Origin of the sequence: Halogranum rubrum (genome assembly GCF_900114455.1) — an archaeon.
GTDB classification, from domain to species: domain Archaea; phylum Halobacteriota; class Halobacteria; order Halobacteriales; family Haloferacaceae; genus Halogranum; species Halogranum rubrum.
The window spans coordinates 975,430-1,001,374 of the sequence record NZ_FOTC01000002.1 but is presented as its reverse complement, the minus strand read 5'-3'; the positions used below and the strand labels follow the sequence as shown (position 1 = coordinate 1,001,374).

The 25,945-nt window shown below is 62.7% G+C and carries 24 protein-coding genes and 1 tRNA gene; 13 read left to right on the top strand and 12 right to left on the bottom strand.

The features are described from left to right. The first annotated feature begins 20 nt into the window (after positions 1-20). The 3 genes from BM083_RS13460 to BM083_RS13450 all read left to right on the top strand — a co-directional run bounded on the left by BM083_RS13460 (position 21) and on the right by BM083_RS13450 (position 4,647). Positions 21-1,025, top strand: coding sequence for an ABC transporter permease (locus BM083_RS13460; RefSeq protein WP_089869981.1), 1,005 nt, complete (start codon positions 21-23; stop codon positions 1,023-1,025). Beyond that, entirely contained in the window at positions 1,018-1,992 is a 975-nt protein-coding gene (locus BM083_RS13455) for an ABC transporter permease (RefSeq protein ID WP_089869980.1), read from the top strand. The genes BM083_RS13460 and BM083_RS13455 overlap by 8 nt, the downstream gene beginning before the upstream one ends. A gap of 234 nt (positions 1,993-2,226) precedes the next feature. Then, complete coding sequence (locus BM083_RS13450; protein ID WP_089869979.1) at positions 2,227-4,647, top strand: dipeptide ABC transporter ATP-binding protein; 2,421 nt, start codon at positions 2,227-2,229, stop codon at positions 4,645-4,647. A 98-nt stretch (positions 4,648-4,745) separates the two neighbouring features. On the opposite strand, the gene BM083_RS13445 is transcribed toward BM083_RS13450, so the two are convergent. Both BM083_RS13445 and BM083_RS13440 read right to left on the bottom strand, forming a co-directional pair. Continuing rightward, positions 4,746-5,564 carry a polysaccharide deacetylase family protein gene (locus BM083_RS13445; RefSeq protein ID WP_089869978.1) on the bottom strand — a complete coding sequence of 273 codons (819 nt, stop codon included), beginning with the start codon at positions 5,562-5,564 and terminating at the stop codon, positions 4,746-4,748. A gap of 93 nt (positions 5,565-5,657) precedes the next feature. After that, positions 5,658-6,611: an LLM class flavin-dependent oxidoreductase gene (locus BM083_RS13440; RefSeq protein WP_089869977.1), complete on the bottom strand. Its 954-nt coding sequence runs from the start codon at positions 6,609-6,611 to the stop codon at positions 5,658-5,660. Between the two features lie 111 nt (positions 6,612-6,722). Between BM083_RS13440 and BM083_RS13435 the strand changes: the two genes are divergently transcribed. After that, positions 6,723-7,451 carry an SDR family NAD(P)-dependent oxidoreductase gene (locus BM083_RS13435; protein ID WP_089869976.1) on the top strand — a complete coding sequence of 243 codons (729 nt, stop codon included), beginning with the start codon at positions 6,723-6,725 and terminating at the stop codon, positions 7,449-7,451. Positions 7,452-7,838: 387 nt separating this feature from the next. Here BM083_RS13435 and BM083_RS13430 read toward each other — a convergent pair whose 3' ends face one another. Beyond that, positions 7,839-8,519, bottom strand: a complete 681-nt coding sequence (locus BM083_RS13430) for a carbonic anhydrase (protein WP_089869975.1) — start codon at positions 8,517-8,519, stop codon at positions 7,839-7,841. A gap of 131 nt (positions 8,520-8,650) precedes the next feature. Here BM083_RS13430 and BM083_RS13425 point away from each other — a divergent pair, with 131 nt between their 5' ends. Beyond that, a complete protein-coding gene (locus BM083_RS13425) occupies positions 8,651-9,754 on the top strand; it encodes a CNNM domain-containing protein (RefSeq protein ID WP_089869974.1) in 1,104 nt (367 codons plus the stop codon). 126 nt (positions 9,755-9,880) lie between these two features. On the opposite strand, the gene BM083_RS13420 is transcribed toward BM083_RS13425, so the two are convergent. Genes BM083_RS13420 through BM083_RS13410 form a run of 3 tightly spaced genes read right to left on the bottom strand, consistent with a single transcriptional unit; the run spans position 9,881 to position 11,645 of the window. Continuing rightward, a complete protein-coding gene (locus BM083_RS13420; RefSeq protein WP_089869973.1) occupies positions 9,881-10,354 on the bottom strand; it encodes a VOC family protein in 474 nt (157 codons plus the stop codon). 44 nt (positions 10,355-10,398) lie between these two features. Next, entirely contained in the window at positions 10,399-11,184 is a 786-nt protein-coding gene (gene surE, locus BM083_RS13415; protein WP_089869972.1) for a 5'/3'-nucleotidase SurE, read from the bottom strand. 56 nt (positions 11,185-11,240) lie between these two features. Next, positions 11,241-11,645 (bottom strand): DUF7522 family protein, encoded by a 405-nt coding sequence (locus BM083_RS13410; protein ID WP_218148962.1) that lies wholly within the window; start codon positions 11,643-11,645, stop codon positions 11,241-11,243. A gap of 329 nt (positions 11,646-11,974) precedes the next feature. On the opposite strand from BM083_RS13410, the gene BM083_RS13405 reads away from it, so the two are divergent. Further along, positions 11,975-12,361: a DUF5798 family protein gene (locus BM083_RS13405; RefSeq protein ID WP_089869970.1), complete on the top strand. Its 387-nt coding sequence runs from the start codon at positions 11,975-11,977 to the stop codon at positions 12,359-12,361. Between the two features lie 53 nt (positions 12,362-12,414). Beyond that, entirely contained in the window at positions 12,415-13,395 is a 981-nt protein-coding gene (locus tag BM083_RS13400) for a PLP-dependent cysteine synthase family protein (protein WP_089869969.1), read from the top strand. A gap of 27 nt (positions 13,396-13,422) precedes the next feature. Here the strand turns inward: BM083_RS13400 and BM083_RS13395 are convergent, their stop codons facing one another. The 4 genes from BM083_RS13395 to BM083_RS13380 all read right to left on the bottom strand — a co-directional run bounded on the left by BM083_RS13395 (position 13,423) and on the right by BM083_RS13380 (position 17,304). Then, positions 13,423-14,823 (bottom strand): bifunctional metallophosphatase/5'-nucleotidase, encoded by a 1,401-nt coding sequence (locus BM083_RS13395; RefSeq protein WP_089869968.1) that lies wholly within the window; start codon positions 14,821-14,823, stop codon positions 13,423-13,425. Positions 14,824-14,862: 39 nt separating this feature from the next. Next, positions 14,863-15,282, bottom strand: coding sequence for a CoA-binding protein (locus BM083_RS13390; protein WP_089869967.1), 420 nt, complete (start codon positions 15,280-15,282; stop codon positions 14,863-14,865). Between the two features lie 51 nt (positions 15,283-15,333). Further along, positions 15,334-15,945, bottom strand: coding sequence for an RAD55 family ATPase (locus tag BM083_RS13385; RefSeq protein ID WP_089869966.1), 612 nt, complete (start codon positions 15,943-15,945; stop codon positions 15,334-15,336). A 234-nt stretch (positions 15,946-16,179) separates the two neighbouring features. Beyond that, on the bottom strand, positions 16,180-17,304 hold the full coding sequence (locus BM083_RS13380) for a hypothetical protein (RefSeq protein WP_089869965.1): 1,125 nt from the start codon (positions 17,302-17,304) through the stop codon (positions 16,180-16,182). A 124-nt stretch (positions 17,305-17,428) separates the two neighbouring features. Between BM083_RS13380 and BM083_RS13375 the strand changes: the two genes are divergently transcribed. The 5 genes from BM083_RS13375 (at position 17,429) to BM083_RS13355 (ending at position 23,099) form a co-directional block, all read left to right on the top strand. Then, positions 17,429-18,715, top strand: a complete 1,287-nt coding sequence (locus BM083_RS13375) for a geranylgeranylglyceryl/heptaprenylglyceryl phosphate synthase (protein ID WP_245756891.1) — start codon at positions 17,429-17,431, stop codon at positions 18,713-18,715. Between the two features lie 79 nt (positions 18,716-18,794). Further along, a tRNA-Arg gene (locus BM083_RS13370) sits at positions 18,795-18,869 on the top strand. A gap of 651 nt (positions 18,870-19,520) precedes the next feature. After that, the gene (locus BM083_RS13365) at positions 19,521-21,701 is read left to right on the top strand and encodes a heavy metal translocating P-type ATPase (protein WP_089869964.1); all 2,181 of its coding nucleotides are present in this window, start codon (positions 19,521-19,523) and stop codon (positions 21,699-21,701) included. 194 nt (positions 21,702-21,895) lie between these two features. Then, complete coding sequence (locus BM083_RS13360) at positions 21,896-22,093, top strand: DUF4177 domain-containing protein (protein ID WP_089869963.1); 198 nt, start codon at positions 21,896-21,898, stop codon at positions 22,091-22,093. Then, a complete protein-coding gene (locus BM083_RS13355; protein WP_089869962.1) occupies positions 22,086-23,099 on the top strand; it encodes a DUF7972 family membrane protein in 1,014 nt (337 codons plus the stop codon). The genes BM083_RS13360 and BM083_RS13355 overlap by 8 nt, the downstream gene beginning before the upstream one ends. An 87-nt stretch (positions 23,100-23,186) precedes the next feature. Here the strand turns inward: BM083_RS13355 and BM083_RS13350 are convergent, their stop codons facing one another. Next, a complete protein-coding gene (locus BM083_RS13350; protein ID WP_089869961.1) occupies positions 23,187-23,582 on the bottom strand; it encodes a hypothetical protein in 396 nt (131 codons plus the stop codon). A 275-nt stretch (positions 23,583-23,857) separates the two neighbouring features. Between BM083_RS13350 and BM083_RS13345 the strand changes: the two genes are divergently transcribed. Beyond that, the gene (locus BM083_RS13345) at positions 23,858-24,931 is read left to right on the top strand and encodes a DUF7972 family membrane protein (protein WP_089870094.1); all 1,074 of its coding nucleotides are present in this window, start codon (positions 23,858-23,860) and stop codon (positions 24,929-24,931) included. A gap of 39 nt (positions 24,932-24,970) precedes the next feature. On the opposite strand, the gene BM083_RS13340 is transcribed toward BM083_RS13345, so the two are convergent. Then, the gene (locus BM083_RS13340; protein WP_089870093.1) at positions 24,971-25,774 is read right to left on the bottom strand and encodes an aldo/keto reductase; all 804 of its coding nucleotides are present in this window, start codon (positions 25,772-25,774) and stop codon (positions 24,971-24,973) included. Positions 25,775-25,945: the final 171 nt, after the last annotated feature.

Here is a 25,945-nt window from a genome sequence, read left to right as displayed (position 1 = left end):
ACTCCCCATCCACACTACCTATGACGACAGCCGGTTACATCGGTCGACGGTTGCTCCAAATCGTCCCCGTGCTGTGGTTCGTCGTCACGGTCACGTTCGTCCTCATCAACTCCATCCCCGGCGACCCGGTGCGCATCCTCGTCGGGCCGAGTGCCGACGCCGCGGCTATCGAAGCCGCGCGTGTCCAGTACGGACTCGACCAACCGCTGTACGTCCGGTACGTGAAGTATCTCGCCGCAATCGCGACCGGTGACTTCGGAACGAGCATCCACTACGGCGGCGTGCCGGTCACGGCGAAGATTCTGGAGCGGCTTCCCGTGACGCTGCTGTTGCTCGTGTCGAGTTTCACGCTCGCAATCGGAACGGCCATCCCACTCGGCGTCTTCGCTGCGAAGAATCGCAACAACCGCTACGACCATCTGGCACGTATCACGTCGCTCGTCGGCGTCAGTACGCCGAGTTTCTGGGTCGGGTTGCTGCTCATCATCGTGTTCGCCTACTACACGAACCTGTTGCCGCCGAGCGGACTCGTCATGCCGTGGGCACCGCCCGGGTCTGTCGAAGGGGCCACCTCTCGGCTGGACGTCCTCGCGACGTCGGCGTCGCACCTCATCCTGCCGTCGATAACGCTGGGGACGCTCCAGATGGCGGCTATCACGCGCATCGAGCGTTCGTCGATGCTCGAAGTGCTCAACAAAGACTACGTCCAACTCGCCCGCGCCTACGGTATCTCCGAGCGGACGATTCTCCGCAAGCAGGCGTTCAAGAACGCACAACTGCCGGTGCTCACCGTAATCGGGATTCAGATCACCACCGCCCTCGGTGGCGCGGTGCTCACTGAAACCGTCTTCAACATCAACGGAATGGGCAACCTCATCATCACGGCCGTCCGGGCACAAGACTACCAACTGATCATGGGCACGACGATTTTCTTCGCCATCATGTTCGTCCTCGGTGTACTGGTCGTCGACGTACTGTACGCGGTCATCGACCCGCGTATCTCCTACGGTGGTGCCGATGAGTGACTCGACGGTTCCGGCCGGCGAGTCCACCCGAGTCGGGTCGTCGACGGAAGAACGGACGGCCGTCTCGCGCTCGGCGCAGGCGTTTCGCCAACTGAAGCGAAACTCCGCTTCGCGCGCCGGACTCTACGTCATCGGTATCGTGACGCTCGTCGCACTGTTGACGACCATCGACGCGGACATCTTCGACTACCAGTTCGCGGCGACGTTCTGGTACCACCCCGAGAACGACCCTTCCGGGGGCGAAATTCTGCTCCCACCGATCGGTATCGAAAACGAGTTCGGCGCGGGTAACTGGGCACACCCGCTCGGCACCGACCACCGGGGCCGCGACATCTTGGTCAGACTCGTCTACGGGACCCGAATCGCGGTGCAGGTCGGCCTGCTCGCGACGGGCATCGGGATGACCCTCGGCACGGTCATCGGTGCAGTCTCGGGCTACTACGGTGGCTGGGTCGACGACGTGCTCCAGCGGTTCGTCGAGTCGCTGTACGCGATTCCGTTCCTCATCCTCGTCATCGCCATCATGTCCGCGTTCGGCCGCGAACTGGGCATCGCCATCGTCGGCGTGTCGATTACGACGATTCCGGTGTTCACGCGACTGATTCGGTCGCAGGTGCTGAGCGTTCGCGAGATGGAGTACGTCGAGGCGGCGAAGGCCGCCGGCGTGCGTGACCGACACATCATCTTCCGGCACATCATCCCGAACAGTTTAGCGCCAGTGCTCGTCCAGTCGACGCTCCAAGTCGGCGTGAACATCCTCATCGTCGCCTCGCTGTCCTTCCTTGGGTTCGGTGTTCAGCCTCCGACGCCCTCGTGGGGACAGATGCTCGCGCAATCGCGACAGTACATGATCGTCAACCCGTGGTTCAGCATCTGGCCGGGCATCGCCATCCTCGTGACCGTCATCGGGTTCAACATGCTCGGCGACGGGCTACGCGACGCAATCGACCCACGGTCGAACGACTGACCATGTATCGAGAGACCACACACTCGGCGAGACGCGGCCCGTGTCAGGGCACTCAGAGCAGTCAGGGCACACGGGCCGGTCCGTCTAGTTCGCCGAGTCCGTCGCGCACGCTCGACAGGGCCGTCGACACCGACACCGAGTCAGTCGACGCGAGCGAGCGCCCCGAACTCGAAAACGAAGTCACTACAGAGGCACCTCACTCACGAACCGCCCTATCCCCGACTCACCCAACTCATGTCTGATACGTTACTCACCGTCCGCGACCTGCAAACGCACTTCGTCACCGAAGAGGGAACGATTCGGGCCGTCGACGGTATCTCGTTCGAAGTACAGCGCGGCGAAGTACTCGGTCTCGTCGGCGAGAGCGGCGCGGGCAAGAGCGTCGCCGCGCGGAGCATCATGCGGCTGATAGACGCGCCGGGACGGATCGTCAACGGCGAGATTCGGTTCAAAGACGACCTGCTCCTCGATGTCGAGACGAGTGACGACCCCGGCGCGGAACCACACCGCGCACCGGAGATGCTCTCCAGTCGCGAGATTCGAGAGCGCATTCGGGGCAGAGAGATTGCGATGATCTTCCAAGACCCCACGGAGAGTCTCAACCCCGTCTTCACCATCGGCGAGCAGTTGAGCGAGATCATCCAACTCAACCGGAACGTCTCACGGGACGAGGCGGCGCAGATTGCCGTCGACCGCCTCCGTGAGGTCGGCATTCCGGAGGCAGAACGACGGATGGACGACTATCCGCACGAGTTCTCCGGCGGGATGCGCCAGCGCGTCCTCATCGCGATGGCCTTCGCCTGCGAACCGAGTCTCATCGTCGCCGACGAACCGACGACGGCACTCGACGTCACCGTCGAGGCGCAGATTCTCGACCTCGTCAAAGAGCTCACGACCCGATACGAGACATCGTTCATCTGGGTCACGCACGACATGGGCGTCGTCGCCGAAATCTGTGACCGCGTCAGCGTGATGTATCTCGGCGAAATCGTCGAACAGGCGTCGGTCGACGAACTGTTCCACGAGACGCGACATCCGTACACCGAGGCACTCCTCGGTTCGATTCCCCGACCCGACCGCGACGTCGACGGCCTGTCGCCCATCACGGGCATCATGCCCGAAGCCATCAACCCGCCCAGTGGCTGCCGGTTCCACGACCGGTGCCCCGACGCGCGCGAAGCCTGCGTCCGGACACACCCCGACACCCGTCTCGTGGAGTCGGGCGACGACTCGTCGCCGCACCGAGCGGCGTGTCTGAAGAACGACGCGTTCGCCGACGACGGCTACTGGGAGAGCGAACCGCTCGACAACGGTGCGAACCAGACTGAGCACGATGGCAGTCGAGAGACGCCCACGGAACAGTCGGTACTCGACGACGGCGGTGTCGAGACGGACACGGACCGACAGCGAACCGATGCGGAGCCACTCCTCGAAGTCCGCGGACTGAAGAAGTACTTCGACGCGACGGACGGATTTCTCAGCCGTCTCCGAATCGACCGGCACGGTGGACTGCTCCCGATTACGGTCGACCGGGAGTACGTCCGCGCCGTCGACGGCGTCGACTTCGACATTCGACGCGGGGAGACCATCGGGCTGGTCGGTGAGTCTGGCTGTGGCAAGTCGACGCTCGCTCGGACGCTCCTCCGACTCGTCGAACCGACCGAGGGCGACATCGTCTTCGACGGGAAGAACCTCGCAGAGATGTCGGGAGAAGAGCTTCGGCAGTCGCGAAAGCGGATGCAGTTCGTCTTTCAGGACCCACAGGCGTCGCTCGACCCGCGGATGACCGTCGGCGAAATCGTCGAGGAACCGATGAAGGCGCACGGTCTCTACCCCGGCGAACAGGAGCGACGGGCACGGGAACTGCTGGAGACGGTCGGTCTCGACGCCGACCACTACAACCGGTATCCACACCAGTTCTCCGGCGGCCAGCGTCAACGTGTCAACCTCGCGCGTGCGCTCTCGGTAGACCCCGAGTTCATCGTCTGCGACGAACCGACGTCGGCGCTCGACGCGTCGGTACAGGCGCAGGTGCTCAACACGATGAAGGACCTGCAAGACGAGTTCGGACTCACCTACCTCTTCATCAGTCACGACCTCAGCGTCATCCGCCACGTCTGTGACCGCGTCGCCGTGATGTACCTCGGCGAACTCGTCGAACTCGCCGACAAAGACGACCTGTTCCGGTCGCCGAAACATCCCTACACACAGGCGCTGCTGTCGGCGATTCCGGTTCCGGACCCGCGCGCCGAACGAGAGACGGTACCCCTCTCGGGCGACGTTCCCTCACCGATTACGCCGCCGAGTGGCTGTCGGTTCCACACGCGTTGTCCGAAACTCATCGCACCGAGCGAACTGGCGCTCTCCGAGGAGGCGTGGGAGGACGTGCGACGGTTCCTCAGAGCGGTGCAACGCGAGTCACGCGACGCCGGGACGGCCGACGCACGGGAGACGTACTTCCCCGACGGCGTTCCGAGCGGCGAATCGGGCACCGTAGTCGAGGAAGCACTCTCGCTTACGTCCGAGGGTGCGTGGCGCGAGGCGGCGACGCTGCTGACGGACACGTTCGTCGACCCGAGTATCTGCACTACCGAAGACCCGGCACTCGACTCGCCGGACGGTCTGGACCGTATCGTCGCCTGCCACCGGTACTGACGGGCTGCGAGAAGACGCCGCGGTCGTATTTTTTGCTGTTCGATGCGCAGGTCACGAGTCGCATCGGTCGAACCAGTCGAATCAGTCGAAGAGCCGAGTCAGTCGAAACGGTCCACAACCGTCTCGACTGTCTCGAAGGCGACGTTCGGTGTGTCGGCGACGTGTTCGACGAACGATTCCAGTCGGGCGAGTCGGTGCGACTGGCCGATGACCTGCGGATGCATCGTGAGGACGAAGACGCCGCCGTCGACGTTGTCGACCATCCAGTCGAACTGCTCGCGCCACTGCCGGAAGATTGCTCGTTCGTCCGCGTAGCCACGCTCGCGGCTGAAGGCGAACGCCGGGAAGTCGTCGCGTTGCCACGAGACGGGGACTTCGACCACGTCCGTTTCGACACCGCGCTCGAAGGGAGCGTCGGCGGGCGCGGCCCATCCGTCGCGGACGTAGTACGGCGTAAAATCGTTCGCCATCTGACTCGAATCCCACTCGAATCCGAGGTCCTGTAGGATGTCGAGTGTGTGCGTCGAGAAGTCCCACGAGGGCGAGCGATAGCCCGTCGGGCGACGGCCAGTGAGGTCGACGATGCTCTCGACGCCCCGTTCGATGTCTGCACGCTCGGCGGCCTCCGACTCGTACTGCCGAGGGCGGGTGTGCGACCAGCCGTGATGCTGGATGTCGTGACCGCGACTCCACACCTCCGCCGCTCGCTCGGGGAAGCTATCGATGGTGTGACCGGGCGTGAACCACGTGCTCTCGACGTCGTACTCGTCGAGGAGATCGAGAACGCGGGGCGCGCCGACGTCGACGCCGAAGAGACCGCGAGAGAGTTCCGTCGGACTGTCCGGCGAGTCGAACGAGTGAATCCACGAGGAGACACCGTCGAAGTCGAACGTGAGGCAGACGCTGTGGTGTGTCACGTGTACACGTACGAAAATCGGTTGGATAGCTGTTTCCCTCCGCGCAGGTTCGTACGGTCGCCGTGCGGACGACTCCGACTCCCACCGGTGTCGCTACTGAAACGCCGGCGCGACGTGCTCGGCGAACAGTTCGGCGCTCGTCGTCTCGGGGAAGTCGACGAACTCGACGACGACCTCTTCGAACCCCATGTCGACGAACGTTTGGATGTCGTCTCGAAGCGCAGACGGCGTGCCGACGAGCGGGAACTCGCTCTCGTCTCGGTTCTCGGGTTTGAAGCGCGGAAAGTGCTCGTCGAGGAGGGCGTCGAGTTCCGCCTCGTCTTCTCGGATGAGACAGCGCGCGAACCACGAGCGCTCGATGTCGTCGAACGGACGGCCGTAGCCGTCGCAGTGACGTTCGAGCACGTCGAGTTTGTGCTGCATCACTTCCGGCGGACCCCAGAAGTTCCACGAGTCGGCGTACTGAGCGGTGATACGGAGCGTGAACGACTCGCCACCGCCGCCGACCATGATCGGTGGACGTGGCTCTTGGACGGGATGCGGGCGGCACATCGCGCCGTCGAGCGTGTAGTAGTCGCCGTCGAAGTCGACGGTGTCTTCGGTCCACAGGCGCTGAATCAACCGAATCGACTCCTCCAGCATCCGCAGTCGAGTGGGCGCGCCGGGCCAGTCGTAGCCGTAGGCGCGCGCTTCGCTCTCTTTCCACCCCGCACCCATCCCGAGTTTCAGGCGGCCGTCGCTCACGGCGTCGAGTGTGGCGGCTTGCTTCGCCAGCAACGCGGGGTTCCGGAGGTGGTTGTTGACCGTCTTCGGATAGAGATACACGTCGTCTGTCTCGCGAGCGATTGCCGCCAGCGTGACGAAGCACTCCGTCGTCGGTCCGCTCCCAGTCATCACGTGGTCGGGAACCGCGATGCCGTCGAAACCGAGCGTCTCCATCGACGTGGCGAACGCGAGTTGGTCCGCCCACGAGATACTGTCACAGAACGCCAGTTGCGAGTAGACGGAATCGCCGGCGCTCGTCGGAACGTTGACTGCGAACTCCATACCACTCGCTCACAGTCCGGTGGCAAAACAGTTCGTACTCGTGCGATTCGCGTCGGCGTCTCGATTCGCCACGACCCCAAACGGTAGTACGGTCCACGTCGTGTCTGCGGTATGGCGGACCAACAGCGTGCGGCAGTGGTCACTGGCGCAGCGAGCGGTATCGGCCGAGCGGTCGTCGAACGACTCCGTGACAAGTACGACTACCTCGCGTGTCTCGACGTAGCCGACCTCGACGACGAGTGGCAGGACGCCGACGACGTCCACGGGTTCGCCGTCGACGTTCGTGACCCTGACGCCGTCAGCGAGACTATCGAGGCTATCGAGTCCGTGGCCGCCGTCGAGGCGGTAGTGAACAACGCCGGCATCTCGCAGGCCGTCGCCCTCTCGGACCTCGGGCCGGACGAGTGGGACCGCGTCCTCGACGTGAACCTCAAAGGGCAGTATCTCGTCGCTCGCGCGGCGGCCCCAGGGATGCTCGAACGGGGCCGTGGTGCCATCGTCAACGTGTCGAGCGTCGCGGGACTCCGCGGGAGCGCTACCGGCGGCGTTCACTACTCGTCGTCGAAAGCGGGCGTCTTCGGCCTGACGAAGGGTCTCGCGAAACAACTCGGTCCCGCGATACGTGTCAACGCTGTCGCACCGGGACTGATCGAGACGCCCCTACTCACCGACTCCGACCTCTGGACAGAAGCGGGACTCGCCGACTACGCGGCCCAACTGCCACTCGAACGCATCGGCACTCCCGACGAGGTAGCAGACGCCGTCGCGTTCCTGTGTACTGATGCATCGTACGTGACCGGGACGGTGCTCACCGTCGACGGTGGGTCGATGCTTCGGTGAGTGTCGAACAGCCACGATGGTGTAAGTAAATATGTCTACACATCTCTTCTGAATAACGTGGCTAAAAACACGGACACTGTCTTTAGAGTGTTCATTTAAAGAATAAATGGCTCTATAAACCTACAAAAAAGTACTAAAATGCCCATATCGTGTGGCGGTGGGAACTAATAAACACCTCGACTGCTCTCGAATGGGACTGACAAACACATCGAGAGCGAACTCACGGAATGGGGTCCGAGAGGTACAGAGAACGCCGCTAGATTCGTTCGACTACCATTTCTCTAGAGCGACCAGACAGCGTTGTCTCACGAGTATAGACTCCTTCGCTCTCGCTTTTGAATAAGTAGTTGGACAAGATATCCGAGAACGACGTCGGGGAGACCGAGTTCAGTACTCCCAGAGTCGGTCGACTCGGGACGCGATGTCCGGGTACTCCTCGCGGAGCGTCTCGACACTGGTCTCGCCGTCGACGTTGACCACGTGGACCTCGCCTCGGCGTCCCCCGTAGACGTCTTGGAAGTCGTAGACGACGCCGACGACGTCGACGTCGTCGGCAATCTCGTCGCTGTCGAGGAGGAACTCGACCTGTCGGTCCACGTTGTACTCGACGAGGTGGTTGATGGCTCCGGTTCGGTCGAGGTCAGACGGAAGTTCGTGGACTCCGGGTTCGAGGTACGGCTTCAGCACGTCGAGACAGTGTTCGATTCCCGGGGCGTCCGAGAGACCGTCCGTGAGCGCGTCGTACGTCGCCGTCACGGCACCACACCCGCTGTGGCCGACGACGACGATAGTCTCCGTGCCGGTGTGTGCGACCGGGTAGAGCACGTCGCCGGAGACGACGTCGCCGCCCTCGGTCCGCTGGACGACACGGTTGCCGATGTTGCCACACGTGAAGATGTCTCCCGGTTCGTCGTTCCCCCAGATGTGGTCCTGTAAGACTCGGGAGTCCGAACAGCAGACGGTGACTACGTCGGGGTGTTGGGCGTCCTGGACGTCGTCGAATTTCGACTGGAACGTCTCTGCGTGCTCTGCGTTACGTTGCAAGAGGTCGACGAGTGCTCGGCGCATGGTCGTGACTCATGGGACCCATCGAGATATATGTAGGTACTCCTGCAATCGTTCCCGCGAGAGTTGCGGCAGAATCGACACACGGGGAGTGACTTTAACACCTCCCCGCGGGTCTCTCGACAGACGAAACGATGGTAACAACGGCAACTTTCCTCAGACTTCTCGCCGGGATTGTACTCTTACTCGGCAACGGCTTTTTCGTCACGACCGAGTTCGCGATGACTCGTGTCAGGCAGTTCTCCGAAGCGGAGTTCCAAGGGTCGCGTGGCCTCGAACGCGCGTGGGAGATGACGGAACGACTCGAAATCTACCTCTCTGGCTGTCAGCTTGGAATCACGATCTGTAGTGTCGGCCTCGGCGTCGCGGCCGAACCCGCGCTCTCGGCGCTGCTCGACCCGCTGGTCCAGATGGTCGGACTCGGCGGCGGTGGCTCCGGCGGTGAGGGCGGCCACACGGCACTCGCCGCGTTCGGTTCGCTCGCCATCATCAACCTCCTACATCTCACCATCGGCGAGCAAGCACCCACCTACCTCGGAATCGAGCGCACCAAGACCATCGCGAAGTACGGTGGGCCGGTTCTCTACTGGTGGACGCGCATCCTCTCACCCATCATCCGTCTCGCCGACTGGACGGCGAAGGCACTCCTCTCGCTGTTCGGCGTCGAAATCACGCGTTCGTGGGCCGAAGAAGAACTCGAAGAGGGTGCCGAAGAAGCGACCACACGTGGCGAACTCGTCAGTCAGATGGGGAACGTGCTGTCGAACTTGGACCTGCCGACGGAGCGCCGCCGCGAAGTCATCAACGCGCTCGCTATCGACCGTATCAGTGCAGCCGACATCATGATTCCTCGGGAAGATATCGTCGCCGTCTCTACCTCGAAGTCGACGGCGGAGAACTTCGAGACGATACGGAATACGCCACACACCCGGTTTCCCCTCGTCGGAGCGAGTCTCGACGACCCTCTCGGCGTCATCTACGTCCCGGCACTCTTACAGCACCAATCCGAACTCGAAGCGGGCGAGATGGAGTTCGCCGACATCGCCGTCGACCCGATGAAGATTGCGCCCGACCTCCCGGTCAGCGAACTCATCGACGCCTTCCAAGAGGCACACCAAGAACTGGCACTCGTCGTCGACGACGGCGAGACGAAGGGGATGGTCACCGCGACGGACGGCTTCGAGGTCATCACTGGCGAGTTGGAAGACCCGTTCGACGAGGATACGGACGAGTCGTAGTCTCGGAGGCTCTCACACGCACTCTTTCTTCGTTCCGGTCTCTCGTCTTCGTTCCTTCTCGTCTCTCGTCTTTCCTCTCGGCACACCGGTGTCTCCGCTGAAACTGGAGGCAGAGAGCGACGGACCTTACTGTTCGCCGGACCCGACCACGTCCTCGAACGACCGGTCGGCGTCGACGACTGCCGAGAAGACGAACTCGTAGCCGTCGGGGTCTGCGACGGTCAGTTCGCGGGTGTTCCACGAAGTCTCGTGCGGGTCGGCGACGACCGTCGCACCGGCTGTCTCGGCTCGTTTCGCCACGTCGTCGACGGACTCGCCTTCGAGCGTCAGATACACGGCGACACCCCGTCCACGAGAGACGTCCTCGCCCGACTGCGAGTCGGAACTGGCGGAACTGGTAGGGACGCTGTCGGTGACGAGCAGCACGTCGGCGTACTTCCGATAGCGCAGGTGTGCCATCGTCGGCATCTCGTAGACCGCGTCGAAGCCGAGGTCACGGTACCACGCGACGGACGTTGGGAGGTCCGAGACGGTGAGTTGGACGAAGAGCGGCATCGGGTAGAACTCGTGGTCGGACGACTCGAACGCCTCTGAAGACATGCGAGTCGTACGATGGCAGGGAGGATAAGCGTGTGTCGCGCCGCTCAGTTCGACCGGTAGGTCTCTGCCAGCGCGTCCAACGACTCGTGGTGGTGTGTGGTGTGCGGTGCGGTCAGCGGCGAGACGCTGATCTTGCCGTCGACGATGGCTCGGCGGTCGGTCCCTTCCGGGTCCGGAATGTCGCCGTCGCGCATCCGCTCCCAGACACGGTCGACGAGGTGGACGGTCGAGTTCTCGTGTTGGGCGGTCATGTCGTACAGCGTCGACGGCGCGGTGACGACCATCTCTGCGGGGTCGTCTGCGGGCATCGGCGCGTTCACGTTCAGGTAGTCAGCCTGCTCGAAGACGCCCGCGTCGAGTGCGTGCTCCGCGAGATAGCTCGCCGCGTTCGTCGCCTCACGGTAATCTTCGGGGTCCGTGGCCTTGTCGCGCCAGTCGCCCGTTCCGCCGGGAACGTAGAGAGAGAAGGCCATCGCGGGAACGTCGAAGAACGCCGCCTCGACGGCGGCGCTGACCGTCCCCGACCGACCGAGGACGTACGCGCCGAGGTTCGCCCCTTTGTTGCAGCCAGCGACGACCATGTCGACGCTCGGACAGAGCGCTTCGAGTCCCGCGACCGTACAGTCTGCGGGCGTTCCGTGGATGGCGTACCCAAGTTCGTGTTCGACGACGTCGACTTCGTGCGACATCGCTCGTCCGACGGCACTTTTGTCTTCGGCGGGGGCCACGGCGGTCACGTCGGCGAACTCGTCGAGTGCGTCGTAGAGTGCCCGGAAGCCGACGCTCTCGATACCGTCGTCGTTGGTCAGCAGGATGCGGGGTGTGCCCATGGCTGAACGTGCGGTGGCGAGCGCAAAAGCGCACCGATGGACCCGCTCTCGTCGTGTCAACGGTCGTCTTCTGACTCTTCGCTCGTCCGGTCCGCTCCAGCGAGCGCTCGCAACTGTTCGAGGACGATTGGGACGTTCTTCGCGTCGCCGTCGAGGCCGATGTAGACGGTCGGAACGTCCTCGACACCCCACGCCATCACGTTGATACCGTCGTCGAAGTACCGGACGGTGAATCGGAGTGAGCCGATTGGCTCGAAGAGCGCCTCCTGTCGCGCCCTCCCGACCTGTTCGAGTGCGATGTCGTCGACGATTTGCTCCGTCTGCTCGGCCGTATACTGGTCGAGTGTCTCCTCGTGAGCGTAGGCGATAGTGTACTCGCGCGTCTTGAAGTCGCCGTAGAACACCCCCCGCAGGCTGTCCCCAATCTCCGCTCGAAGCGCGTCTGCCAGCTGGGTCATCATCTCCGACATGCGGTACCCGAACACTCGAACCAAGACACAATCAATATTTCCGATGACTTTACCCGATATCTGGGTAGAAATGGCTCCGAACTGACGCTTCTGCACCTCTGCGGAGAAACAGCACGGAGTTCAGCCGATCGCTAAGCGATTGCGACGGTGACGCCGATGCTCCCCGTCGTCGCTCTGCCGTACTTCTTCTTAGAGTGCGGCGGTGACTACGAGGGTGTGACGGGCCGGCGCGCCCGCGTCGATGAGACGAGAGTAGACAGGAGAGGAGAGTCGAGAGTAAAAGCCGGAACGCACACAAAGGAGCGCACGTATCTTCGACTATGGGACTCGGAAGCACGGCGAAGAAGATTCAGCGAATCGCGGATATGGCAGAGGAACTCTACAAGAAACTCAACGAGGTCCGCGACCAAGTCAAGGAGATGCAGGTGACGGTCAAAGACACGAAGGGTCGCGTGGAGGCGCTCGAAGCCGAGAACGCCGAGCAACGGGCCATCCTCGAAGCCATCGCGAGAGAGCAGGGCGTCGACCTCGACGCGGTGACGGCGAAGGCACACATCGCACAGGCCGAAGACGACTCACTCGCGAGCGACGCCGTTGACGCCGCCGCCGGTGAGACGAACGTGGCCGCCGAGACGGGCGAGTCGGGCGAAACGACGGAGACGCCACCTGCTTCGGACGGTGGCCACGACACGAACGACTCTCGCTAGAGAGACGACCCGGATGGCAACGTTAAGGGGCCGGGGCAACATTTGCCAGCGTAATGACGACCCATCCGTCCCCGCTTGCGTCCGTCTTGGACACGGTCGGTGAGACGCCGCTCGTCTCAGTCCACGCCGCCCCCGACGACGTGCCCGTCTACGCGAAACTGGAATCGTTCAACCCCGGTGCCAGCATCAAAGACCGTATCGGGAAGTACATGCTCGAACAGATGCTCGCCGAGGGGACGCTCTCGCCCGGCGGGACGGTCATCGAACCGACCGCGGGCAACACCGGCATCGGCATCGCCGTCGCCGCCGGTCAACTCGACGTGAACGCCGTCTTCGTCGTCCCCGAGCGGTTCAGCGTCGAGAAACAGCAACTCATGCGCGCGCTCGGTGCCAAGGTCATCAACACACCTACCGAAGACGGGATGGGCGGGGCAATCGACCGCGCCCACGAACTCGCCGCCGAACTCGACGACGCCGTCGTCCCCCAGCAGTTCCAGAACCCGCTCAACGCGGAGGCGCACTACGAGACGACCACCCCCGAGATATACGAGGCGCTGAACGGTGAGGTGGGTGCGCTCGTCGCCGGATGCGGCACCGCGGGGACGCTGATGGGGATGGCTCGGTACGGCCGCGAGGCAGACGAAGATACCTACGTCGTCGCCGTCGAACCCGAGGGGTCGCTCTACTCGACACTGCAGGGGAGCGACGCCGAGGAAGCCGAGTACAAGACGGAGGGCATCGGTACCCACGACCCGTCGACGAACGAACTGTTCGACGTCGAACTCGTCGACGACATCGTCCAAGTCCCCGACCGAGACACCCACGCCGAGATGCAGCGACTCGCTCGCGAGGAGGGCCACCTCGTCGCGTCGAGTTCGGCGGCCAACAGCCTCGTCGCCCAGCAGGTCGCCCGCGACATCCGCGACGGCGACATCGACGTACCGTTCGACTCCGTCGTCACCGTCTTCCCCGACTCCAGCGAGCGCTATCTCTCGAAGGGTGTCTACAAATCCTACGAGGAGTGGGACGGATAGTCGTCACTCAGCTATTCTCGACGCGGGTCACTCGGTCTGTCGTCGCGGCCGAGTGCCACGTGTGTCGAACGTTGGCCTCTCGATTCGACCCTCTATCTCGGGAGCGAGTCCGACCACCCGAGCGTAGGCGACGAACGGATGCTCGCCGTGATAGGTCGTGACGACGTCCGAGGTGTCGACGGCCGTGAGTCGCCGTCTTGTCTGGAGGAAGTACGCAACCGTCGCGAGCGTGTATCGGTCGTCGTCGACGACGGGGTCACCGTCGACAGTGAGTTCACGAAGTGACTCGCCTTCGTCGTCCCACACGACGCGCATCCCGCTTACGTGTCCGAAACACGTTTCGGCGAGGTCCGGTTCGAGGTCGACGAGTGAGAGGTCTCGCACCGTCGCCCGGAGGTCGGCCCCCGTACATTCGACCACTTGGAAGACGTCGTCGTAGGGGGCGACGCGGCGGAGGTCCAGCGCGGTCACGTCTCCGGACAGGGGTGGCCCGGCACAGAACCCACCAGCCGGGATGACGGCGGTGTCGGCCTCCGTCGCCCAGCGTATCGCGTCCGTGACGACGTTTCCGATGCGACTCTCCCCACAGTTCACCGCCTCGTCGTCGCGGTCGATAGGGTCGTCGAGATGAGAGACGACTTCGTCGAGTCCCGCCGCTGTGATGCGGGTCGAGAGTGCTTGGAGGAGCGTCTCGTCCGGAACGACCGCCGCGTCGTCGACGACGTGCGTGTGAACCTCCGGCGTCTCGTCCGCTTCGAGTCGAACTTCGGTCACCTGCGTCCCGCCGTCACCCGTTCGGACGTAGGTCGTCCCGCCGTGTGTCGAGACGACCGGGTCGTGACAGTGCCCGTCGAGGACGACGTCTGCGTCGACGGCCGCTGCGAGGCGTGCGTCGCCGACGTGTGCGAGGACGACGACGAACGTCGCTCCCGCGGCACGGAGTTCGGCGATGGCGTCGACGGCAGCGTCGACGGGGTCGGTGACGGTCAGCGACGCGGCGCGTGGACTGGTGGTCGTCGTCTCTGTCGTCGAGACGCCGACGAGTCCGACGCGCGTGCCGTCGACGTCGGTGACGACCCACGGTTCGGTGAGTGGGTCACCGAAGCGTTCGCCCCCGTCGTCGAAGATGTTGGCTGTGAGCCACTCGTTGGGTGCATCGCGGACCAGTGCTCGGGTCGCGTCGAGTCCGTAGTCGAAGTCGTGGTTCCCGAACGTCTCGAAGTCCGTCCCGACGGCGTTGAAGAAGTCGAGTGCCTGTCGACCGTCGCTCTCGACGCCGAGAACGCTCGGTGCGGTGTTGTCGCCCGTTCCGAGGACCATCGTCTGTGAGTCGCGTCGCTCGTCGACGACAGCAGCGACGCGTGCTGCGTGGCGAGGGTCGTCGAACGCACGTTCGAGGTCCGAGTAGTGGAGTAGTCGGACGACCACACTTCGACTTCTGCGCCCCCAACGAAAAAACGCTGACGTTCAGCCGCGGAGTCGTTGGTGTTCGACTTTCAGACATTTGTCTTGGACGACACGAAGACCCGCCTCCTCGGCGCGGGCCGTCGCCTCGTGCGTAATGCCGAGTTGAAGCCAGAGTGCTTCGACGTCACCGCGGGCTTCGTGCCGCGCGAGCACCTCGTCGACGATGCTCGGCACCTCCTCACTCGGGCGGAAGACGTCTACCAAGTCGATTTCTTGGTCGACGTCGGCCAGCGAGTCGTACGCTCGGACGCCGAGAATCTCCTCGGCGAAGGGGTTGATCGGAACGATTTCGTACCCTTGGCGCTGGAGGTACGCCGGTATCTCGTGGGCGGCTTTTCCAGGTGTCGTCGAACAGCCGACGACGGCAATCGTCTCGACGTCGAGCAGTGACCGAATGTCGTCGTCGCTCGTGAGCGGCATAGCTGCCGAGAGGGCGACGGCGAGTAAAAACGTTCGTGCGATTCGCCGGGGTCAGTCGCTGGCGAGTCGAATCGACGACTCCTCGTCCTCGTACGTCGTGATGATACCGTCGAACAGCTGTTTGAGGGTGTTCATTGTCCGGTCGTCGTGTGCGGTCGAGTCGATACAGAACAGACCCAGTCCGCCGACGCTCTGGATGCGGCCGGTGAAGACGTGGAGGAACCGAAACACGGTCTGGAGGTCCGAGTACATCAGGAGTGTCGACAGCGAGTGGACCATGATCCGGTTTCGCTCGATACCCTGTTCTTGGTAGAACGCTTGGAGGAACTCCGAGAGCTTGATTCCGATGCCGGTCATGTCGACCGGCGACGAGGTGTACTTGACTCGGTCGTCGTCTCGGAGGTCGTTGACCCCCTGTTGGCGAGTGACACAGTCGACGACGGCGACCGGACGGCCCTCGTACGCCGTCCGCGTCGCGTAGTCGTTGAGGATGCGTTTTCCGCTGTCTTTCGTCGTGACGATGATCGAACTGTCACCCTTGCGTGTTCCCTCGGCGAGGACGTCGAGCGCGAGTGCACGTTTCCCTGTCAGGGGAGCGCCAGTGACGAGGATGTTCGTTCCTGGGGCGACTTCGTAGTCGAACGCTGGGTCGAGGTTATACATCGACAATCACTCCCGAGCCAAGGGCTGTTCGTGGTCTTACAGCATGACGCTCCGCCTCACCGGGAGTCATCAACTGATAACAAGATACGGTGAACCGGTAATATTCTTTTTGATTAGGAAGATAGCGCACGGTGTACCCCATCTGTGACTTCTGGAACGGCTTCGTCGTCTCGACAGACGGACGCCGCTGCCGAGGAGGGAGACACGGCAGTGTCTCCGAACCGAGTCTCGTGTTCACTGGTCGCTCGTCGGCAGCGCCGCGAGTCTGTCGAGTGACTGCTGGCGGATGAACTCGATTGCCATACTCGTCAGGTGGTCCGGCGAGCACGCTTCGGCCCGGTCGAGATAGTCGACGACCACTTCACGGAGGTTCTCGACACCCGTCTCCCGGTCGTCGGCGAGGTTCAACTCGGCAGTCACCGGCGTCAACTGCGTCCGACGGTCTTCGGGGTAGTCGTCCGTGTCGTCGAGTCCCACCTGTGCGGCGATGACCATGAGGACGATGGCGCGTTTGAAGTCGTCACCGAGGTCGATATCCAAGTCGGCTTCGTACATGTTCAGCATATCTTCGTAGAGGATTCCGACTCGGAGGTACTGCGTCAGGAAGTACGGCAACGAGCTATCGGCGTCGAACAGACCGAGTGGTTCGTCGTGCTCCGCGAACTTGTACGACTCCCGTATCTCCTCGGCAACGTCGGCCCGGTCGGTTCCCTCGGTCGCGTGATAGCGGTCGAGTAAGTCACGGAACGCCTCGTCGTCGTCTTGGTGGCCCTCAGAGAGACCGACGGCGTGTTCGTAGTGTTCACGCACGGCCGCGGGCGTCTCTGCCTTCCCGAACCACCGTTGGACGTTCTCGGCCAATCGGGCCTGTGCACGCTCGGCGACGCGGGACTTCGGGCGCGCGTTCGTCACGAAGTCTTCGTACTCCTCGTCGTTGATGGCGTCGCGCATGTCGCCGTCGACGAGCGCCTGGACGATGTTGTACGTCGTCGTGCGACTCTCGCGAGCCAGTTCCTCGTCGACGTCGCGGACGTGCCTGACGACCGGGACGTCGTTGGCGAGGACACAGAGTCGACCGAGCGTCAAGAGTGCGGGGAGGACGAGTCGCGTGTCGTAGTCGAACCGGACTGCGTCTCCGACGTCGACCGTCTCTACTTCGCCCGCAGCGAGCGCCGAGTCGAGTTCGAGTTCCACCTCGCGAAACATACGCCCCGTCATCGCGTCGATGTCGTCGTCGACTTCGGAGCGAAGCACGAGGACGGGAATCACGCTGGGGTGGGGAGACCGACTGACGTAGCGGAGGAACGCCCGGGCGATGGGTGGGATTCGTGACCACGGCGTGACGGCTACATCCTGCATTGCTTGTGTGGTACACGACCAGCTACTAATAGGGGTTGTGAACGCGGCGGTCGGTTCGGGGAGTCGCCGCCGACTCGGAGTCGTTTCGCGAGCTATTTACTCACTGCTCGTCGCAGTTCGAGTGATGGTTGCCTTCGACGCGCTCCCACGCAGACTCGGCAGGCTGGTGGACGGACTCGGTATCGTCGCTCGGACGGTCGGTCCGTTCGACACCAACCCGGTCCCCGCCGACTGGAGTCACGTCACCAAACTCGACCCGGAAGACGCGAAGAAACTCCCCCTCCTCTACCCGCTGTTTCTCCGACACACGAGCGCCGTCTCCGTCGGCGGGTCGAGCGACGTCACCGCCGCGAACACCGAAGAGACGTTCTCACTCCTCGAACCACTCTCCGTCCCCGCGTTCCACGAACCGAGCGAGGCGAAACACGTCACCGAACGCACTCGCGAATCCGCTGCGTTCATCGCAATCCCCGAAGTGCTCAACGGCGACTCCGAGTCACTCGTCGGGACGCTCGGCGTCGGCACGGAGTACATCCGCGAGGAACTCACCCCCGGAATGCTCTCGGAGAAACTCCCGTGGTGGACGCCGAATCGGGTACTCGACGCCTGTTCGAACGTCGCCACCTCACTCCTCCTCTCGGAGGCAGTGTTCGAAGCCTACATCATCCAGAACCCCGACAGCGCCGCCGCTCGCGAGGCCAACGTCGATGAAGACGACCTGCTCTCGGCGCGCGCGGCGAAACAACACTCGATGGCCGCCGAACGCCACCTGGAGAGCGAACTCGTCTACCTCGAATACTCCGGCACCTACGGCGGCGACGAGGCGGCGGACATCCTCGCGGCCGTCTCCGAGAGTCTCGATTGGTCGCGACTCTGGTACGGCGGCGGACTCGACTCGCGCGAACACGCACAGGCCATGCTCGACGCCGGTGCCGACACCGTCGTCGTCGGCGACGTGTTCCACGACGTCGCCGCCGAGGAGGCAAAAATCTGCGCCGACGCACGGACCGACCTCTCGCCCGACGCAGACGTGCGGACGGTCCGCGAGTGGGTGACAGACACCGTCGGCGTAGAGGAATCCGCCGCCAGACGCTACCTCTCGACGGTTCCCTCCGTCGACGACCCGACGGCGACAGCCGAGCGATACCTCGTCGCCACGGTCCGAACCGTTCTCGAACTAGAACGACTCGAAGCGGTTGTTGCGGAGGCGGGGCCGGAGACGCGCGACGACGTTTGCTCACTCGTCGACGAACAGACCGACACCCTCCCCGGTGAACGGTACCTCCAGTCGACGGCGGGTGAGGCGAGTCGAACGCTCGCCCGGACGATTGCTGTCGACGTGCTGACTCGGCGCTTGGACCTCGGTGACGACACAGAGTTGCCAGTGTCGCATCTGAGCACGAACCAGTGAATCGATGTTGGGACGGGACCCCACACCCGACGACGAACCGCGGGACTTAAGCGGGGCTGTCGTGTACCCGATAGTGTAAGGGCGCTTAGCTCAGTCTGGACAGAGTGCTTGGCTTCGGACCAAGTTGCCGTGGGTTCAAATCCTGCAGCGCCCATTCGTTTTCCGAACGAACTAAATCCGCAAGACGGCAGTACATCGTTTATAAACGAGTGTTGCGTCACGTGATTGATTTCGGTTAAGAGTCGAACGACACGTGGTTTCCACCGGGGTTCGCCTATATCCAAACCGGTTGTCTCCGAGAAAACCAATCGCCGGTCGATGGCCTACCAATCTCTTGTCAGTCATCTGTGTGACGGTGAGACCAATCCGAACCCCTCTCGAAAACCATCGACCGAACCAGTTAGAAGTTGTGCGAATGTTCGATAGACCCGCTATCTACGGGACAGTAGGTTCATTTCGATTCGACACGAACATTTTCTCATGCCTGTCAACGTTCTCGTCGACTTCGACAGGTCCTTACTTTCCGAACGCACTCACATACGCTATCGAAACCTGCCCGGACGGGCCCGTCACCTCGGTTACGGTAGCGCTGACTCGGCTATCGACGTGGAGGCTGGCGGCCTACCAGTCGCCGAGACAGTCACCCGCCGAACACGGATACCGATGACGACGTCAACTGAATCGTCCGGACAAGAAGGACAGAAGACAGATCCACAGTTCGAGGACCCGCTTCGTATGCAGTCAGATGGGAACACAATGACAGACCGACAGTATCGAATCACAATGCAGTATCTGGGGAGATCGCATGACAGTGACTGAATCACCCCCGCTATCGACGTGTGCCGTCCAGATCGAACGACGAGGCGGTCGCGGCGAATCGGGAGCGCGAGCCCTCGAACGACAGCTCCGGGACGTACCCGGCGTCCACGACGTCGACGTCTCGTTCCGAACGGGGAGCGTTCGAATCACCTACGACGAGAGCGTCACCTCAGAGGAACAACTTCGAGGAGCGGTCCGCAACCGTGACGTCTCGATCCAAGACGAGACCGACACGGCAACCGACGAGATGACCACCCGCTCGGACCTCAGGCGGGAGGCATCGTTCGTCAGTCTGACGCTGGCCGGCATGGTGACCGGCTTGGCGACGGGGTGGCTCGATGGACCGACACTCATCATGTGGGCGGGCTACGGCGTTGCTTACGTCTTCGGTGGGTGGTACGGGCTCAAGGGAGCGATCGAGACGCTTCGTCACGGCGCTGTCGACATCGACCTGTTGATGATCGTTGCTGCGCTCGGGGCGCTCTCGATCGGCGCGCCGTTCGAGGGCGCGATGCTCCTCTTCCTGTTCTCGCTGTCGAACACGCTCCAACACTACGCGATCGGCCGCTCCCGCCGGGCGATCAAGTCACTCGTCGAGATGCGACCGGACGAAGCGCAGATCCTCCGTGATGGTGAGGAGGTGACGGTTCCTATCGAGGAGGTCGCCGTCGGTGACGTGTTCGTCGTCCGCCCCGGCGACAGAATTCCGCTTGACGGTGTCGTCGTGTCCGGCGAGGGGACGGTCGATCAAGCCTCGCTCACCGGCGAATCAGTGCCCGTGCCCAAGGAACCCGATGATGAGGTGTTCGGCGGCACGATCAACGAGAGCGGGAGCCTCGAGATCGAAGTCACACGACAAGCCCACGAATCGGCGATCAGCCGCCTCATCAACATGGTGGAACGCGCCCAGAGCGAGAAGGCGCCGACACAGCGACTCATCGACCGACTCGAACAGCCGTATGTCCTCGGGGTGTTCGCACTTACCGTCGTAGCTATCGCAGTTCCGCTCGCGTTCGGGAGCGAGTTCACGGAGACGTTCTACCGCGCGATGACACTCATGGTCGCCGCGTCCCCGTGTGCAGTAATCATCTCGACGCCTGCAGCAGTCCTCTCCGCAATCGCCTCCGGGGGAAGACAGGGAGTGCTGTTCAAGGGCGGCGAACACGTCGAGACCGCAGCACGTATCGACGCGGTCGCGTTCGACAAGACCGGTACCCTCACAGAGGGCAACACACAGTTGACCGACGTATTCGTCCGTGACGGGATGGCGGACGAGACACTGTCGGAGGACGAGCTACTTTCTATCGCTGCCGCAGTGCAGGCCCGCTCGGAACACCACCTCGCTCGTGCGACCGTGAGGGCGGCAGAAGCGCAATCACTCGACGTCGCCGACGCAGAGCGGTTTCAGTCGGTCGCCGGGAAGGGGGTCAAAGCAGAGGTCGGTGGCCAAACGACCCACATTGGAAATCGCAGTTACTTCCAGACCGTCCTCGGAGACGTGGCAATCGATGGGCTCGAACCTGGCCTCGAACGCCTCGAGGCGTTAGAGGAGGAGGGAAAGACCAGCGTTCTCGTTGCCCGAGAGAGTCACGGCGACGTCAGCGTACTCGGATGGTTCGCGTTCACCGACACGGTCCGCCCTGACGCTGCCAAGATGATCGACGACCTCCGCTCGCTGGGCGTAGAGCACATCGTCATGCTGACGGGCGACAACGAGCGTGTCGCACAGCGCATCGCCGACGAGGTCGGCATCGACGAAGTCCAAGCGGAACTACTGCCCGAAGAGAAAGTAGCGACGATCGAAGACCTGGTCGAGCGACACGAGAACGTGGCGATGGTCGGCGACGGTGTCAACGACGCACCGGCGCTCGCCACAGCGACCCTCGGCATAGCGATGGGCGGCGCAGGGACCGACGTCGCACTCGACACTGCCGACGTGGTACTCATGGGCGACGATCTCAGCAAGATTCCCTACGTGCTCGGTCTCGGACGCAAGACCCGCCGAACGCTCACGATCAATCTCGCAATCGCCTTCGGCGCGATTGCACTCATGGTCGGCACGATCCTCTTGCGAGGCATCCCGCTCCCGCTCGCAGTGGTCGGTCACGAGGGTTCGACGGTTCTCGTCTCGCTGAACGGCCTTCGGCTACTCGGCTTTCGTGGGTGAGGAGTTCGTTAACTAGGAAACGCGTCACGCTTCGAACCGTTGGGTGAAGAACTCACTGTCCAGATATCGACGTTCGCAAGACCGTTCTCTCTTCTATGCAAACGACCGCTGTAGCCGAGAATGGAGACAGCGACGCCCTCGAAACCCCTCCAGCGGCGACATCGCTTAAGGGCTGACGGGGAGACGTACTGGGTATGTGTACTGCTAGTCGACCGACGTGGGAGTACAAAGCACTGGAGCCACCGAAGGGACTCACGAAACGGGAAGTCGTCGACCCGACGGCCGAACTCAACGAACTGGGTGCCGAGGGGTGGGAACTCGTTGGACCCATCGACTACGACAAAGGGGGGACGAAGTTCTTGCTCCTCAAGCGGCAGGTACTCGATGAGTGACATCGAGACCGAACGAGAACTGTCGACGCCGAACAAGCTTCGGAAACGGACCGACGTGAACGAGTACCTCTTTTGGGTGCTGCTCTCCGTCAACCGCTGGGTACTCGTGGGAGTCCTCGCACTCTGCGTCTTCATCTCGTTCGTGGTGTTCGGCGCGTTCAAGCCGGTATCGCTCGTGTCGATGATGAAGACGAGCGACATGGTCGAGACGGTGTTCTCGGGACTCGTCGGTGCCATCATCACGAGTACGACGCTCGTCGTCTCCATCAATCAACTCGTTCTCTCGCAAGAGATCGGGTCGCTCGGGACGCAGCGGACGCGGATGGACACGACGATGGACTTCTATCAGAACACCGACGAACTGTTCGGCACGACCACGCCCTCCGAACCGGCGACGTTCCTCAGAAAGCTCCTTCGCGTGAGTCAAGACCGGGCGACTACGCTGCGAGAGTCGGTCGGCGACAACGACGACGAGCGACTCCGGGCCGAGATAGACCGGTACGTCAGCGACCTCCACGGCAACGCAGAGACGGCACACGAGGAGTTGGAAGACGCCGACTTCGGGACGTTCACCGTCGTCTCGCCGGCACTCGACTTCAACTACGCCCAGAAGATACACGACATCCGACGACTCGGCGAGGTGTACGAAGACGCACTCAGTACAGACGAGCGGACGGCGTTCAGAGAGATGTTGGAAGCCGTGGCGATGTTCGGACCCGTCCGCGAGTACGTCAAGGTTCTGTACATCCAGTGGGCGCTGGTCAAACTCTCGCGAGCGATTCTCTACGCGTCGGTTCCGGCACTCATCGTCGCCGGCGGGATGGTCGTCTTCGTCGACCCGACGACGTTCCCCGGGACGCTGTTCGGTCTGGAGACGATGCTTTGGGTCGTCAGCGCCGCGTTCGCCATCTCGGTCACGCCGTTCTTGGTGTTCACGTCGTACGTGCTTCGACTGGCGACGCTCGCGAAACAGACGCTGACCGTCGGACCGCTCATCCTCACGTAGGACGAGCGCAGTCACTCGACGGTGTGTTTCGGTTCGAACGCAACGACGACGAACAGCGGTGGCGACAGTGTCAGCAGCAACAGTCTCTTACGGATACCTTGTCCCAGTGACGGTCACGTTCTGCATCCCGACGACAGTTCCGTTGACGGTGTTCACGGCGACGAGTGTGGACGCTTGGCCAGTCGGGACCGGCAGTGAGACGTTCGTCTGGCCGCTGTCGACTGTCGTCGTGTAGAACGACTTTCCGTCTCTCGTTATCACGTTTATCTGCGTCACCCCTTGGCTCGTCGTCGCCGACGAGGTGAGCGTCACCGACGCCTGGACGGACGACGTGCCCCACTCGCTGTTCGTGGTCACCGATTCGAACACGCTCGAGTCGTCTTCCTGTACGACGACATCCGGTTGGACGGTTACACAGCCACTGCAGGCGACGAGGAGAAGTCCGACGAGAGTGACACGCCACAGTCGAGATGTGTGTTCCATTGGCTACTCTGCTCGTGGAAGCCTTATCACTGCACTGGCGGCTGCTCGGTCACTCGGCTGTGAGCGATGGGACCGACGAAGGAATCGAGCTAAGGAGAGGGGGGATTGGAGAGATAAGCAGAGCTGAGGAGAGATGAGCAGAGGGGAAGTGAGAAAGGGCGGTGAGTGAGAGCGGTGTTCTGAAGTGCTCGACGTACGTTGGTCGTCTCCTGAATGAACGACAGACACGCGGGCTGGAGGTCGACGACTCTCTCTTTCGAGAGTGGTGTGTGCCGATGAGTGAAGACTCCGCAGAGAGCATCGAGACGCGAGCGGAGAATCCGAACGTCGACGCGTCGGACGTCGACGAAGTCAGTACCGCGAACACGATGCGCAAGCGCGCCGGCGAGACGCGCGTCAAGACGTGGGTCGTCCTCGACGGAAACCGTCTGTTCGTGGCCGGGTTGATGTCGCTTCTCATCTTCGGCGTGTTCGTCTTCGGTGGGACGTTCTTCTATCAGTACTACCTGACCGATGCACAGACCGCCGACACGGTCGAAACCGTCTTCTCGACGATGATTGCAGCCATCATCACCGGGGTCACACTCGTGTTGACCATCTCGCAGATAGTCATCTCACAGGAGAACGGCCCGCTCGGTGACCAGCACGAACGGATGAGCAGCACGATGGACTTTCGCGAGTACACGAAAGAGATTACCGGGACACCGGTTCCGGCAGACCCCTCGGAATTCCTCCGTGCGCTCATCTTGGAGAGCAAAGACTACGCGACGGCTCTCCGCGACTCGGTCGCCGACGCCGACAACGAGACGCTCCGGAGCGAAGTCGCCGAATTCACCGACAGTCTCATCGACAACGCCGACACCGCAGCGGACCGACTCGAAGGGCGGAAGTTCGGGTCCTACACCGTCCTCGCCGCGGCACTCGACTACAACTACGGGTGGAAAATCTTCCAAGTCGAGCGACTCGTCGACGAGTACGACGACGACATCTCCGACGAGACGCTCACCATCTTCGACGACCTGAAGCGCGCGCTCTCGATGTTCGGCCCCGCTCGCGAGCACATCAAGACGTTGTACTTCGAGTGGGAACTCATCAGCCTGTCACAGAACATCCTCTATCTCTCGTTGCCGGCGCTCATCGTCGCCGGGTTCATCACGACGTATCTCGGCGGGAGTGCGATAACCGGCGAATCGCTCGGCGTCCCGAACCTCATCTGGATGACCGCGAGTGGGTTCGCCGTGACGTCTCTTCCCTTCTTACTACTCATCTCGTACATCGCACGTATCGCGACCATCGCGAAGCGGACACTCGCTATCGGGCCGTTCATCCTCCGCGACTCACAGCGTTGAGCGGAGAGTAGCCGACCACAGACACTCACGTCAGTCGCGTCAGTCGCGGTTCCACGGCCCCATCTCGGGGTCGATTACGCGCCGCCGTTCTTCGATATCGTCGATACTGCCGAGGTCCTCTTCGTCCAGTTCCAGCGTCGTCGCGTCGAGGTTGTCGGCGATGTGGTCGCCCGTCGATTTCGGAATCGGGACGACGTCGTGTTCGACGGCCCACGCCAGACACACCTGCGCCGTCGAGACGTCGTGTTTCTCCGCGACGTCGACGAGAACCGGGTGGTCGATAATCTTCCCGCGGCCCAGCGGCGAGTAGGCGACGAGCGTGTGGTCGTGCTGCTTCGCGTACTCGCGGAGTTCCTCTTGTGGGAGGAGCGGATGGCACTCGACTTGGTGGGCGGCGATGGGTGCATCGAGCACGTCGCGCGCTTCGTCGAGGAGTTCTGGAGTGAAGTTGCTCAGACAGACGTGGTCGGTCAGTCCGTCACCACGGAGTTCGTCGAACGCTGGAAGCGTCGCTTCGGCGTCGTACGCTTTCGCCGGCCAGTGGACGTAGAGCATGTCGACCGATTCGACGCCGAGACGGTCGAGACTCTCTCTCGCTGTGCGCTGTACGTCGTCGGGTGCGAGATTCTCGGGATGTACTTTCGTCGCCAACACGACGTCCTCGCGGTCCACGTCGCTCCGTTCGATTCCCGCGCCGACTGCCGCTTCGTTCTCGTACATCTGTGCGGTGTCGACGTGGCGGTAGCCGGCGTGCAACGCCGCCGCGACGCTGTCGGTCCACACGTCGCCGTCTTCGTCGCCGGACGTCCCGTAGCCGATGGCCGGTAGGTCGAGATTCGTCACAGCAGTAGCGACGGCGAGAACGATAAAAGGCGTGTGGCAGACGGAAAACGACGTGGCTCGGTTCGAGTCGGTTCGGTCGTCGGGTTTGTCTCGGTCGCTCTCCGACACGTCTATCCACTGTCTCGCGACGAGAAACGTGGCGAAGCGGGTGAACAACACGACGAGGAAGAC